Source organism: Roseateles sp., from assembly GCF_031397715.1.
In the GTDB taxonomy this organism is placed as follows: domain Bacteria; phylum Pseudomonadota; class Gammaproteobacteria; order Burkholderiales; family Burkholderiaceae_C; genus Paucibacter_A.
Window position 1 is genome coordinate 1 of the sequence record NZ_JANNMI010000199.1, and the last position, 15,015, is coordinate 15,015.

General features: G+C 64.1%; 10 protein-coding genes. 3 read left to right on the plus strand and 7 right to left on the minus strand.

All coding sequences use genetic code 11. The annotated features are described in order from the left end of the window. Positions 1–538 (plus strand): RNA polymerase sigma factor FliA (gene fliA / locus RMO57_RS08480; RefSeq protein WP_310385759.1); only part of this gene is annotated, 538 nt, incomplete at its 5' end. Between the two features lie 45 nt (positions 539–583). Further along, a complete protein-coding gene (locus RMO57_RS08485) occupies positions 584–1,960 on the plus strand; it encodes a methyl-accepting chemotaxis protein (RefSeq protein WP_310385760.1) in 1,377 nt (458 codons plus the stop codon). A 25-nt stretch (positions 1,961–1,985) separates the two neighbouring features. Here the strand turns inward: RMO57_RS08485 and RMO57_RS08490 are convergent, their stop codons facing one another. The 3 genes from RMO57_RS08490 to RMO57_RS08500 are packed head-to-tail and all read right to left on the minus strand — an operon-like array spanning position 1,986 to position 6,531. After that, positions 1,986–3,863, minus strand: a complete 1,878-nt coding sequence (locus RMO57_RS08490; protein ID WP_310385761.1) for a GGDEF domain-containing protein — start codon at positions 3,861–3,863, stop codon at positions 1,986–1,988. A gap of 20 nt (positions 3,864–3,883) precedes the next feature. Beyond that, positions 3,884–6,085 carry a putative bifunctional diguanylate cyclase/phosphodiesterase gene (locus RMO57_RS08495; RefSeq protein WP_310385762.1) on the minus strand — a complete coding sequence of 734 codons (2,202 nt, stop codon included), beginning with the start codon at positions 6,083–6,085 and terminating at the stop codon, positions 3,884–3,886. A gap of 47 nt (positions 6,086–6,132) precedes the next feature. After that, the gene (locus RMO57_RS08500) at positions 6,133–6,531 is read right to left on the minus strand and encodes an Hpt domain-containing protein (protein WP_310385763.1); all 399 of its coding nucleotides are present in this window, start codon (positions 6,529–6,531) and stop codon (positions 6,133–6,135) included. A 250-nt stretch (positions 6,532–6,781) separates the two neighbouring features. Between RMO57_RS08500 and RMO57_RS08505 the strand changes: the two genes are divergently transcribed. Beyond that, on the plus strand, positions 6,782–8,401 hold the full coding sequence (locus RMO57_RS08505) for a sensor histidine kinase (RefSeq protein ID WP_310385764.1): 1,620 nt from the start codon (positions 6,782–6,784) through the stop codon (positions 8,399–8,401). Positions 8,402–8,413: 12 nt separating this feature from the next. Here the strand turns inward: RMO57_RS08505 and RMO57_RS08510 are convergent, their stop codons facing one another. The 4 genes from RMO57_RS08510 to flgL all read right to left on the minus strand — a co-directional run bounded on the left by RMO57_RS08510 (position 8,414) and on the right by flgL (position 15,004). Further along, positions 8,414–9,010 (minus strand): response regulator, encoded by a 597-nt coding sequence (locus tag RMO57_RS08510; RefSeq protein WP_310385765.1) that lies wholly within the window; start codon positions 9,008–9,010, stop codon positions 8,414–8,416. A 109-nt stretch (positions 9,011–9,119) separates the two neighbouring features. Further along, positions 9,120–12,536, minus strand: coding sequence for a PAS domain S-box protein (locus tag RMO57_RS08515; RefSeq protein ID WP_310385766.1), 3,417 nt, complete (start codon positions 12,534–12,536; stop codon positions 9,120–9,122). A 38-nt stretch (positions 12,537–12,574) separates the two neighbouring features. Then, positions 12,575–13,768, minus strand: coding sequence for an EAL and HDOD domain-containing protein (locus tag RMO57_RS08520; protein ID WP_310385767.1), 1,194 nt, complete (start codon positions 13,766–13,768; stop codon positions 12,575–12,577). 9 nt (positions 13,769–13,777) lie between these two features. Then, positions 13,778–15,004: a flagellar hook-associated protein FlgL gene (gene flgL, locus RMO57_RS08525; protein WP_310385768.1), complete on the minus strand. Its 1,227-nt coding sequence runs from the start codon at positions 15,002–15,004 to the stop codon at positions 13,778–13,780. Positions 15,005–15,015 lie beyond the last annotated feature (11 nt).

Here is a 15,015-nt window from a genome sequence, read left to right on the forward strand (position 1 = left end):
GCAGGGCGTGCAGTTCGAGACCTTCGCCACCCAGCGCATCCGCGGCGCCATGCTCGACGAGCTGCGCGGCAGCGACTGGATGAGCCGCGGTGACCGGCGCCAGCAGCGCGCGATCGAGACCGCGGTGCACAAGCTGGAACAGCGCTTCGGCCGCGCCCCCAGCGAAGGCGAAATCGCGCGCGAGATGGGCTTGTCCCTGGTCGACTACCAGGAGCTGCTGGGCAAGGTGCGCGGCACCCAGCTGATCTACCTGGAAGACATGAGCGGCGACGAAGGTGACGAGGACTTCCTCGACCGCCATGTCGCCGACAACAGCAATAACCCCTTACTCAAGCTGCAAGACCACCGCATGCGCGAAGCGCTGGTGGCCGCGATCAAGAACCTGCCGGAACGCGAGCAGTTCATGATGAGCATGTACTACGAGCACGATATGAATTTGAAGGAAATCGCGGTGGTGCTGAAGGTCACCGAGTCCCGCGTTTGCCAATTGCATAGCCAGGCGATCGCTCGTTTACGCGTCAAGCTGCGCGACTGGTAACTGATAAATTCAGCGGCTTATGAAGTTCAGGGACCGGGAGAATCAATGTCATTGATATGGTGGAAGCGCCGATCCGAACCTGCCGATCGACTTGAGCACGCGACGCCAGGTGCTTTGAATGCCTCGGCCAAGCCTGAGGCCGAGACCTTGATGGCGCTGATCCGCAAGGTCGCCCGTTCGGTCTCCAGTGTCGGCAAAGATGCCGCTGAAGTGCGCGGCGTGCTGGAAGACACCCAAAAAATCGTGGTCGCCCAATGCGAGGCGATGGGTGCGCTGTCAGGTGACTTGGCGCAGGTGCGCAGCGCACAGAAAGCCATCAGCCATTCGACCGAACAGTCGCGCAGCGCGGTCAGCCGGGCGGCCCATGCCTTGGAGGGGGTCGGCAACGAGGTCGGTGGCATTGTGCAGACGCTCAGGCAGGTGTCGGATGCCGCCTCAGAAATTACCAAGATCGCCCTGCAAACCCGCTTGGTTGCCTTCAACGCCTCGGTGGAGGCGGGCCGCGCCGGTGAGGCGGGCAAAGGCTTTGGCGTGGTGGCAGATGCCGTCAAGGCCTTGGCCGGCCAAGTCGAGAACTCGTCCAAGTCCATCATGGGCACGGTGGCGAATTTGGATGCCCGCATCGAGATCTTCAGCCGCGAATTGCGCAATGATCCAACGCAGGCCAAGAAAAGTCTGATCCACCAAGCCTTCGCCGATGTGCAGGCCGATGTGGGTCGGATCGCCGACTCGGCCAGCCAAAGCGCGCTGACGATTGACTCACTGTCCGGGCGCGCGGCCGAGCTGGAGCAGGAGGTCCAGCAGGCGATGATCAGCCTGGATGCGGCCTTTGCTTGCAGCGACCGCTTCCTGAAAATGTCCGAGCAGTTGATCGAGCAGATCGCCGGCTCGGGTGTCGAGGTCGATGACGCGCCGTTTATCCGTGCCGCGCAGGCCGCCGCACTTGAGATTTCGGCGCTGTTGGAGCAGGCCTTGAAGAGTGGGGCGATCAAGCCGGCGCAACTGTTTGACGACAACTACCGGCCGCTTGCCGGCACCAATCCGGCCCAGCATTTGACCGGCTTTGTCGACTTGGCCGACCGGCATTTCCCGGCGGTGCAGGAAAAGCTGCTCAGCTTCAGTGACAAGGTGGTCTATTGCATTGCCGTGGACCGCAACGGTTATGTGGCGGCCCACAACAAGAAATACTGCCAACCGCAACGCAGTGGCGATGTGGTCTGGAACACCGCCAACAGCCGCTACCGGCGCATCTTCAACGACCGCACCGGCCTCGCCTCGGCGCGCAACCAGCGGCCGTTTCTGTTGCAAACCTATCGGCGCGACATGGGTGGCGGGCGCTTTGTGTTGCTGAAGGAAGTGGCGGCGCCCATCGTCGTCAACGGCAAGCACTGGGGTGGGTTGCGGCTGGCCTTCAATTTCTAGTGCAGCCGCTCGGTCTGGGCGTTACTCAAGGCGCCACACAAGCCCGGTTTTTCCCCGTGTGCTTGGCCTCGTACAAAGCCAGATCGGCCCGGTCTAGCGCGGCTTCTAATGTTTCACCCAGCCGGTAATGGGTGACACCGGCCGAGAAGGTGACGAAGACGTCCTTGCCTTCGTGCATGAACAGGCTGGCCGACAAGGCCCGCTGTAGGCGCTGCAGCACCGCCTGCGCTTCGTCCAGCGGCGTCGCCGGCAGCATCAGCACAAACTCTTCGCCGCCGTAGCGGGCGACCAGATCACCGGGACGCAATTCCCTGGCGACGCGCTCCGCCAATGACTTCAAAGCAATGTCGCCGGCACCATGGCCCAGCGTGTCGTTCAAGCGTTTGAAGTTGTCGATATCCAGCAGGGCCAGCGCAATCTTGGCATTCTCATTGCCAGCGCCGGCCTCGTCGCCAACGCCGCGTTCCAGCTTGGCCTGTTCGGTCGCAAACGCCGCCAGCAGACCGCGCCGGTTGGCGATCTGCGTCAGCTGATCGGTCTGCACCTCGCTGGACATGCGGCGCAGCTCACCCTCCAACTCCTCGACCCTCTGCCCCATGCTGCTGGCCCGCTCATGCTCCAGACGCAATCGGTCTTGAGTCTGGCGAACCAGCGACTGCACGCTGCGGCTTTCTTCCACCATCTCGCGCACCACGCCGGCCAGGCTTTCCAGTGAGTCGGCTTTCTCTATCACTTCGGCATAGCGGCCGATGCTGTTTTGGAATCGATCGGTGTGTTGGCCCAGTTCACCCAGCTCGGCCAGCATTTGATGGATCAGTGACTTCAGCGAATCGCGCGCCCGGCTGCGTTCGTCGCGCAGCGCGCGCTGGCGCTCGCGGGTGGCGCCCAACATTTCGGTTACCGAGCGCACGCCGCGGCCGCTCAGGCCTTGCTCCAGCGTGTCATTCATCGCCTCGCATTGGCCGCGCGCCCAGGAGTCATCCTCGGCCAGATCGACCAGGCTGGCGCTGAGTTCGCGGCAGAGCTGGCCGAGTTCACCGAACATATGTTGGCGGTGGTCCAGCATGTGGCGGGCGCGCTGGCACAGCGCTTCGATCTGCTCGGCAGCCGCGGGCGTGGCGCCGCTGCGCCGCAGGTCGCGGTGAGCGGCGGCTAGCTCAGCCATCAAAGCGTCGGCATAGCCTTCCGGGCTCTTCAGCGCATGCTGCACCGTGTCATGCAACGATGCCCCGAGCGGCAGCCAAGAGTTCGGCGCGGCCATGACAGCTTGTTGCGGCGGCGTTGCCGCCGCGGCCGGGCCCGGCGCTCCGGCCTGATCCAGCTGGCTGGGCGCAAAGTCATCGGCCAAAAAGAACTGAGTGGGCGAGCCACCGTCGTCATCATTGGTGTCGACGCTGGCGTCGCTGGTGTCGGAATCCCAGCTGCTGACCAAAGCCCGCATGCGCTTGAGCAGGCGCTGTGTGTCGCTGCGGTTGCCCTCCAGCACACGCTGCAGGCCATCTTTCTTCTTGGCCATGGTCCACTGGCGGCCACCGCGTTCCAGCCCGCGTACCAGGCGTTCGATCACCTGCGCCGTCGCTTCCGCTTGCGCGGCCGGCCCCTCGGTCTGCTGCAAACTTTCAACCTGCCGGATCGCATCCGCCCAGCGCGCTTCGCGGATGCAAACCTGCAAATCCAGCCGGGTCTGGCTGTTGCTGACGCCCAAGGCCAAGAGCTTGGTCAGCAGGGTCTGAGTGGCTTCGGGCAGGGCGGCAGGGGCGGCCTCGGTGCCGGACTCGACCGCATAGGCGCGGGCGTAGTTTTCGGGGGTGGGCTCCAGCTGCGCCTGGCCCAACCGAACCAGCGCGGCTTTGGCGGTCTGCGCAGCGGGCACGCGAGCCGAGGCGGGTCGACGCTCATCCATCGCTAACTCCTATCGAATGCTTATCGAATACCGCCGGTCGGGCGGTGGGCGTCGGACGGGTTGAACTCCAGGCCGGCGCCGATGTCGGCATTGGCCCGAGCGATCCAGGGTGCCTTGCGCGGCAGCACGGTCTGCGCCAACCACAGCTCGACCTCTTCAGGTGGCAGCGGCTTGCTGAACAAAAAACCCTGCATCAGGCTGCAACCCAGGCGGTGCAAGACGTCCATCTGCCGCATGGTCTCGACGCCCTCGGCAATCACGCGCAGGCCCATCGCGCGGGCCAAGGCGATGATGGCGGTGACGACGGCCGAGCTTTGCGGCGTGATGCCGAGATCGCGCACAAAGCTACGGTCGATCTTGACTTCGGAGATCGGCAGCGTGGTCAGATAGGCCAGCGAGGAATAGCCGGTGCCGAAGTCGTCAATCGAAATCTCCACACCGACCTCGTTCAAACGATGCAGCGCGGGGATGACATTTTGCAAATCCTTCATCAAGCTGTTCTCGGTGATCTCCAGCTGGATCGCCCGGTGCGGCACGCCGTAAGCGCTGACGCATTGATGAATATGCTCGACCAGGTCGGAGCGCTCGAACATGCGGCTGGGCAGGTTGACGGCGATCGAGTCGGAGAAGCCGAAGTTCAGCTGCCAGACCTTGGCCTGCCTGGCGGCCTCTTTGAGCGCCCATTCGGACAGCGGCACGATCAAGCCGGTTTCTTCGGCCAGCGGAATGAAGTCGCCCGGCGGAATCAGCTTGCCATCGCGCTTCCAACGCATCAGCGCCTCGGCGCCCACCATGCGAGCGCCGCGCACATCGACCTTGGGCTGGTAATGCAGGACGATTTCGCCGCGCTCCAGCGCCTTGTGTAGCGCGCTCTCTAGCTCCAGCTTCGCGCGCCCGCGCCCGGCCAGCTGCGGGGTGTAGAGCGCCGAAGCATTGCGCCCTTGCGACTTCACCGCATACATGGCGACGTCGGAATTGCGCAGCAGGTCGGCCATGGTCTGGCCGTCGCGCGGATAGAGCGCGATGCCGATGCTGGCGGTCACAAAGCATTCCTGGCCGGACAGAAAAATCGGCTCCCGCAAGGCCTCCAGCACCCGATCGGCGACGCGTTCGGCATCGCTTTCATCGGCCACCTCGGGCAGCAGCGCCACAAACTCATCGCCGCCGAGCCGACCGACCGCCTCCAGCGTGCGGTGCGAGCGTCCGCCTATGGTCTCCAGCATGCCCTCCATCACTTGGTCGGAGTGCCTGACGCAAGCGCGCAGACGCCGCCCCACTTCCACCAGCAACTCATCGCCGGCGGCATGTCCGAGGGTGTCGTTGATGATCTTGAAACGATCGAGGTCGATCAGCAGCAAGCCCACCTCGTGGCCGCCGCGCCGTGCTTGCTCGATCGCCCGTTCAACCCGCCAGATCAGCTGGCGCCGATTGGGCAGGCCGGTCAAAGCATCAAAATGCGCGAGCTGGCGAATTCTGTCTTCGGCTTGCCGCCGGTCGGTGACGTCTTGCATCACCCCGGTATAGCCATTGGCATTGCCGAGCTCGTTGAATTCAGGCTCGGCCTCGATATGAACCACCCGCTGGCGGCCGTCCAGCAAAGTGACGGTCAGGTCGGTCACCAGCACCGAGTTGTGGGCCATCACGTCACGCAGCAGGCGCAGGAACAGGGCGCGTTCCTCATGCGGCACCATGCGCATCACGCCGATGAAGTCCAGGCCTTCGTGGGGGCCGCGGCTGAACACGCGCAAGGCTTCGGCGGCGAGCGTGAAGCCGCCACCGGCATGCCATTCGAAACTGCCCATCCGGGCCAAGTCCTGCGCACGCGCAAGCTTAGCCTTGCTGCGCTCCAACTCAATGCGGGTGCGCGAGGAGCGCAGCAGATAGCGCAGCCGTCCGGCCAGCAAGCTCCACTGCGTCGATTTGACGAAAAAATCGGTGGCGCCGACCTGGTAGGCATGGTTGATCGAGGCGTCGTCGTCGAGCCCGGTCAGCATCAGCACGGGGGTTGATTCGAAACCGGGCTTTTCGCGCAGCAGCTTGCAGGTTTCGAAGCCATCGAGCTCGGGCATCATCGCGTCCAGCACGATCATGTCGGGCGACATGGCCGCCATCAGGTTCAGCGCGTCCTTGCCGCTGCGCGCTTCGGTGATCTCAAAGCCGCGGCCGCGCAAGGCAGCCGCGGTCAGTAGCAGATTAACCTCGTCGTCATCGACAAGGAGCACTTTTGGCTGCTCTGGCAAATCGTCTTCTAGTTGAGGCGGGGCGGCGTTCATGGAATATGGGGGAGCATGCTCAGCAAAGCTTGCCTGACTTGGATCACTTGCGCCAGCATACCGTCTAGCAGGGGCTCCAGACCGTCAGTTTGCCCACTGCGAGCCATTGTTTCTATCTCGGCGCAGCGCTCGGCTAAAGCAAGCGCGCCCAGGCTGGCCGACGATGACTTCAAGGTGTGGGTGACATGGCGCACCAAGTTCAGATCCAGGTTGGCGCCGCGCGCATTCGCAAGCTCGGGCAGCAGCCGCTCCAGCGACTTCACATAGGCCGCGATGACTCGCTCCAGCAGCTTGTTGGCACCATTTGGGTCGAGTTCTTGCAGGCGTGCCAGCGCTTGCGCGTCGAGGCATTGGGCCAGTGGCGGGAGGGGGTCAGGTGTCGGTGTGGACGGCATGGGCTTCCATCTGGGCGGGGGCAATGGCTGGTGCGTCAAAACTGCTTATCTCCGCGGCATTGTCGTTGTTTGGCGCAGGCGGCGAATGGCCTTTGGCTTGGGGCTTGTTGCATTAGTTCTCAGCCTCTCAGTCCTGGTTCGGGTATCGGCCGCACCCGCTTGAACTTGAGCGCCGGTGGTTGAGGGGATTGTTGACGCCATCGGCAGGGCGCCAAAAAGGGGCCGGCGCGCGTCCCTACAATGGCTGGCTATGAATAGTCTCAGCGATGCACGCAATGGTCACCGCAGCCTGCCCGGCCGGGGCGTCGCGCTTTTGCTGGGGCTGAGTTTGCTGGCGGGGATTTTGTGCCTGCTGGCCTTGTTGCTGCTGTTGCAGCGAAGCGCCGACGGCGGCGGGTTGGCGCTGCTGCTGGCGGGGCTTTGCGCGGCCTTGGTCTTGTTGGTGGCCGCCGCGCTGGCTTGGCATGTCGGCGTGCGCCTGACGCGCCAACAGCTTTTTGGCGCGCTGCGTGAGTCGCGCCTGCAGGCGCAGATGCTGGCCCAATTGCAGCCGCATTCCCAGTGGGCGAGTGACGTCAACCATCGCTTGGTGCGCTGGCAGTCGCCGCAGGCATTGCTGGCCTCGCACTGGGTGGGTGCGGCCGCGTCGCAACTGCTGTGGGAACGATTTGAGATGCTGGACGGTGGCGGCGAGGCGCTGCGCCGCCAACTGGACAGCGGCGCCGCCAACTTTGATGTGCTGGTCGCACCGCGTGATGGGGGCAGCGCTCGCTGGCGTTTGCGCGGCATTGCCTGCGCGGACGAGCAGGGTTGTTTCAGTGGGTATCACGGCACCGCGGAAGCGCTTGCTGGCGCTTGCGCGCCGGCGCCGGTGGCTGCCGACTGGCGCTGGCTTGAGGCGTTGCCAGGGCCGGCCTGGATTTTGGCCGGTGACGAAGTCAATGATGACGCAAGGATCTTGGCACTGAACAGTCAAGCCAGTGCCTTGAGCTGCGCCGAAGCGTCGCTGGGCGGCAGTTGGGCCGACTGCCGGGGCCGGTTGCCGGAACCGGTGGCGGCGGCCTTGGCGGCCCAAAACGCGCGCAGCTTCGCGCATGATTGCAGCAGGTTTCAGCTGATGACCTTGTGGCCGCAACCCCCACTGAGCGGCGGGGTGCGGCGCGCCGAGGTCGCGGCGACTTTGCCGCAGACGCAGCAAATGGCGTACGAGCATGAGTCCTTCAGCTACACCGTCTCGCATGATTTGCGCGCGCCTTTGCGAGTGGTCGAGGGCTTCACCCGGATCTTGAAGGAAGACTACGGGCGCTTGCTGGACCGCATCGGCAACGATCACCTGGACCGAGTGATGGGGGCGGCGGCGCGCATGAACAGCATGATTGACTCACTGCTGTCGCTGGCGCAGTTGTCGGCCCAGCCCTTGGCACGCCAGCCGGTCAATTTGTCGCAGTTGGCCGGTTTTGTGGTGGAGGAGTTGGCGCGCGCCGCGCCCGAGCGCAATGTCAATGTGCATATCCAAGCCCATATGCTGGTGCAGGGCGACCCCACGCTCTTGCGCATGGTGCTGGAGAACCTGCTCGGCAATGCTTGGAAGTACAGCAGCAAATGCATGCAGCCGTTGATTCGTTTCGAAGCCCAGCAAGAGGGCGGTCAATGGATTTACCGCGTCAGCGACAACGGTGCCGGGTTTGATATGCGTTTTGCCGACCGCCTGTTCGGCGTTTTCCAGCGCCTGCACAGCGCCAGCGAGTTCCAAGGCACCGGCGTTGGGTTGGCCTCGGTGCGGCGCATCGTGCGCCGGCATGGCGGTGAAATTTGGGCCGAGGCCGTGGTCGGCGAGGGCGCGCAGTTTTACTTTACGTTGGCCGGCTGAGAGGCCCCGTCCTCAAAGCTTGGGCGCCAGAGCCAGCATCTCAACCGCTTCCACCAGCATCCTGGCCTGCAATTCCAGCTCCCGACCCTCGGCCGCGGCGAGCTTTTGCAGCCGCGCCAGCGCATCTTCGCGGGACAGCGAATAGCGGTGCATCAGCACCCCCACGGCGACCGGTGCCAACTCGTCCAGCACCGTTTTGGCCGGCTCCGGCAGCACCGGCGCGGCGACCTGAGTTTGCTTGCGGTTGGCAAAAGCGGCCTCCACCGCTGGCACGATCTGGTGAATGTCCAAGGGCTTGACCAGATAAGCCACCGCACCCAGTTCTTTGACCTTGGCGACGGTTGCTTCGTCGGCAAAGGCGGACAAAAACATAAAGGGGATGTGTAGGTACTCGCGCAAGTAGGCGGCGACATCAAAGCCGCTCAAGCCTTCCATGCGGATGTCCAGCAGGGCCAACTCGGGCCGGTGTTCGCGCGCCAGCAAAATAGCGTCGTCGCCGTTGTCGGCGTCGATGACCTCGAAACCGGCTTGTGCCAAACCATAGGTCAACGTCGCCAGCACCAGCCGGTCGTCGTCGACGACGAGAATCTTGCCTTTGTCCTTGCTCACCGTTGGAGTGCCCCCGCTGTGCTGCGTCTTGGCAGGCTGTGCGCCCACCTCGTTGGCAGCATTGTCACCCAAACCCTTGCAAGCCCAGACGTGCGCAAATTTTGCAAGCTCAGGGCTCACTCAAAAGGCTGACACTGGGTGCCAGCAACTCGACACGGCAGACGACAAAAGCGTCGCGCTGCTCCAAGGTCAGGATGGCGCTGCGGCGCGGCAGCAAGGCGCGCACCAAGCCGAGGCCCGACACCCCGCCGGGCACCTGGCTCAGGTTGAAGTCGGGCGGCAGCTGGCCCGGATTGATGATCTCCACCGCGACACTATCGGCCGCGCAAATCAAGCTGCAGGACACCACGCCGTCTTGGCTGTGCTTGATTGCATTGCTCAGCAACTCGTTCAAAGTCAATGCCACCGGGATCGATTCCGCCTCGGGCAACGCCCATTGATTGACCCGGTCTGCCGTCACGCCCTCGATATGCGTGGCGACCGTGCGCCCGGTCATCCTTTGTACCGAGCCAATGATGGCGTCCATCACTCTGCGGATGCGCAGTGGCCCGGAGCCGCCCACTTGCAGGCCGTAGACCTGTGCGATCGCATGCACCTGGCCGACCGCCTCGTTGATGACCGCGGCCACTTCCGGCCGGCGCGCGGCGATCTGTTGCAGCAGGCCGGCCACGCCCTGCAAATTATTCTTGATCCGGTGATGCACCTCGCGCACCAGCAATTCGCGCTGCGAGATGGCGGCTTGCAGCCGCGCTTCTTCGGCGGCGCGCTGTTCGGTGACGTCGCTGGCGACCAGCAAGAGCTGCTCGGGCGCGCCCACTTCGGACGATTCCGACCCCTCGCTGGTGCCGGCCAAGTGCAAGAAGCGCGCATCCCAGACGCGCATTTTTTCGCCACTGCCCAGCCTGTATTCGTGCTGCGTCACCGCACTCGCGTGCAGCGCGGCCAACATATCGCGGCGAATCAGCTCACCCTGCTCTTGGCCGAACAAATCTTCCGGGGTGGCGCCCATCAGCTCCGCCTCGGTGCGCCCGGCCAGTGCAGCCGCCGCTTGGTTGATCTGCTCGACTCGCAGCGTCTTGGCGTCATGCAAACTGATGGCCAAGGGTGCTGCTTCGATGATGCGGCTCAAGCTGGCCTGCGCTTGCTGGGTTTGCGCCTCGGCTTGGCGGCGCCGGTCGATGTCCAGCAAGGCGTAGGTCAGCTGCCGGCCGGTTTCGCGCACGCCGGTCACGACGGCATTGCCGACGACCCAGAACTCGCGCCCGTCGCGGGCCTTCAGTCGACACTCAAACGCTTCGGTCTGGCCCTCGGTCAACTCGTCCAGATATTGGCTTTGCCTGAAGGGGTGATCGGAGGCGGGCGTGGCGACGATGCTCATCGGCTGACCGGCGAACTCGCTCAGATCGCCGCCGAACATGCGCCGCGCCGAGCGGTTCATCCATTCGATGCCGCCGCGCCCGACCGTCACGATGCCCACCAGCACCGAGTCCAGCACCGCGCGCTCACGTTCGGTCTGCAGCATCAATGATTGCTGGGCACGCCAGCGGTCATCGACATTGACATAGGTGGCGATCAGCCCTTCGTCGGGTGCGCCCGGGCGCATCACGCGTTTGCTGACCTGTACCCACAGGAAGCTGCCGTCTTGGCGGCGCACGCGCCGCTCGCCGCGCCACAGCCCGTGCGTGCGCAAGGCGCTGGCTACCGACTCGCTTTGATTGTCAAAGTCCATCGAGTTGTCAAACAACGCTTGAGGGTCCAAGCCGCTCAGCTCGTGAATGCGGTAGCCGGTCAAGTGGGCCAGCGCCTCGTTGGCGCGGGTGACGCGGCCATTGCGCAAGATCGCAATGCCCACATCGGAGAGGCTGAACATCATTTCACGGTCCTGCACCAAGGCCTCCAGTTCGGCCTGCTGCGCCTTCAGGCGGCTGATGTCGCTGATGACGGCGATGCTTTCCTTGCTCGCGTTCGGTGCTTCGCTGGCGCCCGGCGGGGTGACTCGGCGTAGGCTCAAGGACAGCCAGCGGGGTTGCTTTTCCTCGCTGCCGACCTGCAAAAATTCCGCCTCAAAGGTCTGCTGAACTGCCAAGTTAGGCAGCGCGGCCAGTATCTGGCTTCCTAGCTCGGGCAAGGCCGCAAACAAGCTGCCGACCGACGCACCGGCCGCCTGCGGCTGGCTCAAGCCCAGCATATGTTCGAAGCCGCGGTTGCAACGCAGCAACTGGTCGCCGCGCAAATAGGCCAGGCCTAAGCTGGCGCTGTCCATGATGGTGGTCAGCTCGTGCAGCAATTGCTCGCTGCGGTCCTCGGCCTGCGCTTGCGCCGTCACGTCAAGCGTGACCACCGAAGTGGTGCGCTGGCCCGATTTCAGCTGACCCGGCTCAACCCGGGTCAGCAGCCAGCGCCGGCCCAGTTCGGGGTGGCGGACCGCATACCTGACCTCGATCCGGTCGCCTTTCTTGAGCGCCTTTTGCAGGCGCTCGAACTCGGGCAAGGAGGCCGGCTCGACGATGTCGCGGCCGACGCCTTGCAGGCTGGCCAGCGGATTGCGGGCGGCGCCGCCCGGACTGCTTGCGCCGACGGTGCTGCGGGGCGCGCGCGGGCGCAGCCAGCCGGCGTCTTGTTGGAAGGTGGCCAGGCCGACGCCGGCCGTGTCCATCAATGCATCCAGTTGCTGATGGGCCAGGTCGCGCTCTTGCTCAAAGGTGCGATCCTCCAGCAAGGCCAGAAAGCGCCGCGGCAGGCCACTGCTTTGACCACCACTTTGCATGCCGCTGAAGGCTTGCAGGCGGCCGAGCAACCAGAGCGTGCGCCCATTCGGCCCCAGCAGGCTGGCCTGTGTCAGCAGCGAGGCCTCGGGCTCGGTCAGCGCCAGCAAGGCCTCGGTCAAGGCGCCGCTGTGCCAGCCCAGCAGTTGCTGAATGGCCGGGTCGGCTTCATGCAAGGTGCTCGGCAACTGCAGGCACAGGGCCGCAAAGGCCGCGTTGTTCTTCAGCAGCAAGCCTTGGGTGTCAAACAAGACCATCGGCAGCGGGCAGAGCTTGAACCACTGCGTCAGCTCGGCATGCTCGCGCGCGCTCACTTCCAAGCTGCATTCTTGCTGCAGCGCCTCGGCTGACGACTCCGCGGCCGGCGCCTTGTTGCGGAGCTTGTCGTCGGGGCGTGCATGCAGCAGCCAGCGAGCGAGATCGCCGCCGTCCTTGGGGGTCAGGGCGAGCAAGCTGAGCCCGGCACGCTGGCCGCCGCCGAGCTTGATGCTGGGCGCGGGCGGGCCGCGCCGGCCTTCGCTGATGGCCCGGCTGGCCAGCCGCAGCCAGTCACCCAAACGCCCGCCATGACTGGTTTGCAGGCCATGCAGGCCCTTGGCTATGCTGGGCTGTGGCGCCTGTTCCAGCAGCGCCAAGGCGCTTGGATTCGCCTCCAAGAGCTCCAGTGACTCCCCGAGCAACATCAGTGGGTCGCTGATCAAAGCGAACAGGCCGCGCAGGGCGGCCGAGTCTTGGGGCAGGAGGGAGAGCTGTTCTGACATTGGGCTTGAGTTTACGGGCCAGCCGAGGCTGGGCGTACTCACTCCAATTGCGCGGCCTTGCTCAAGGCGCGCAGTACACACATATTGACTTCCTCCGCACCCAACATCAGCTGCTCGGTCGCACTGCGAAAGTCGTACAGCGAAGCGTCTTCAACCGCCCGCACCAACTCCAAATAGGGCTGCAAGGGACCCGCCTCGTCGACCAAGGCTTGGCGCACCCGTTCCGGCATCGGTATCGACTGCAAGAGCTTGCTGAACGGTTGTTTCAGCATATGGTCCAGCAAGGAGAACAGGCCGCAGATGAACATCTCGTCGCGCAACTCCGCGTCGCCGCTGTCGCGGGCCAGCTCTTCCATCAGCAGGCCGCGGCGCAGCGCTGCGAACATGATGGGGCGCATCGCGTGGTCTTTGCTCGCCGTCGTCAGCAGCAGGGCCAGCCAGCGCTTCATGCGGGCATAACCCAACAACATGATGGCGTGGCGGAACGAGGCCACCTCGACCGGCAAGCCAAACGCGGCCGAATTCAGATAGCGCAGCAGTTTGAAAGCCAGGCTGGGGTCGCGCTTGAGGGTTTGCTCCAGGCGCTCGACGTCTTCGCCCTGGTCGATGCGTGACATCAACTCGACGATGACCTGCAAATCGGCCTGATTTTCTGCCTTCGCCGGAGCCGCCGCTGCTGCTTCAAAAGCGCCTTGCATGGGCCAGCCAATCACGCCGCTGACGCCGCGCGCAAAGCTGGCGTCGATGGCAGCCGCGCTGCGCAGGCCGGACTGCAGCTTGGGCAGGCCGGGGTCGGTGTGGTTGGCGGTGCTGGCGCGGCTCTCGTCGTCCAGGTCCAGCACCACATACTTGAAGCAGGGCTTGATTTCGGCCGGCAAGGCCTGGCTGGGCAGGCCCTTCAGCAGCAAAGGCGTGGCACGTTTTTTGAGCGCCAGCAGCAGCTCGGAATGGGCGCTGTCGGTCGCCATAAAGGCCGGCACTTCAATCATCAAGTTGGCCGAGGGCTCGGTGCGCAGCAAGCTCTCCAGCAGGTCCTCGCTCAAGACATTGAGGATCACCTGAGCCCCGCCGGCGGGCCACACTTCGGCCACGGCGGCCAGCAATTCGGTGGCATCCAGCTTGGCGTCGGGGCGCAGCGGCATCACCGTCAGACGCGTGGCCGTGACCATGCGCTGGCGGTCGATCAAGGGGGTATAGCCCAGCGCAACAGCGCCCAGAATTTGATGGTTCATGGAGTCAGGTCAGGTGTTGATGTACTGGAACAGCGACATGCGCTGCACCATCGCGTAGGTCTTCAAAGCGGTGTCGTAACCGGTTTGCTGGTTTTGAAAATCGGAAATTCCCTGCACCATGTCCAGGTCCTCGGCGGCCGAGCGTTCGGCTTGGTTGTACTGCTTCAAGGCGGCCATGCGGCCTTCGGTGCCGTCCAGATTATTCAGCCGCTCACCCAGCTGGCTGCGGACATTTTGCAGATTGACCATCACCGCATCAATGTCACGCACCCGGCTGGAATTCGACTGGGTGATTTCGGGGCCTTTTCGGTCCGTGCTTTTGAGTTGAAGCACGGTTTGGTCGAGCACATCAAAGAGCTTGAGCGAATTGGTCGAAGGTGCGATGTCGTACTGGTCGCCATCGGCTCCCGGCCCCGATATCGTGACCGCCATACCTTCAAAGGTGATCGCCTTGCCGGCGACGTAAGCACCGGATTGAACCGACGCGCCGGTCTGTGTATCCAAAATGTCGTAGCTGGTGCCAGGGCTGCCGGTGATGTTGATCTGGTAGCCGTGGCCGGTGAGCAGCGCCGGATCGGTGACGCGACCCGCGTCGATCCACCCGGTGTTCGGGATGGGCTTGCCACTGACGTCCGGGCTGAATCGGTTGTCCAGCGCCTGGGTGATAAAGGTGCCATTGCCGCTGCGCGCTTGCTCAAAGGCCATGCGCCCGTCAACGGTCAACGGAAAGCTGTCGATATTGCCGGTTTGGATGCTGCCTGAAACGCCGTTGAAGCGCACGCCGCCGGCTTGGTCAAGAAACGGTGGGTCGCTGGAGCCTTGCCCAGAGAACAGAAAGCCGCCGGCACCGTCGCCGCGATTGGCAATCGCCAGCAACTGATCCCGCAAGCCAGCGATCTTGTTGCCCAGGCCTGCCCGTTCGGACGCGCTGTAACTGGCGTTGCCGGCGGACACCATGGTTTCGCGTATTTGTTGAAGCAACTCATTGGCGTCGCCCAAAGCAGCCTCGCCCAGCGTGGTGCTGTTGCGGCTGGCTTCCAGCGCACGTTGATTGGCATCCACCCGGCTGATGGTCGCCATTGCTCGCTCGGCGCGTGCCGCGCCGGTGGGATCGTCGCTGGCGTTGGCAATCTTCTTGCCCGAGGTCAGCTGAGTCTGCGCGTTCTGCATGTCTTGCTGCCGACGTTGCAAGGTGGCGATGCTGGCATCAAAAATATTGGCGGTGGACAAGCGCATGATCAATAACT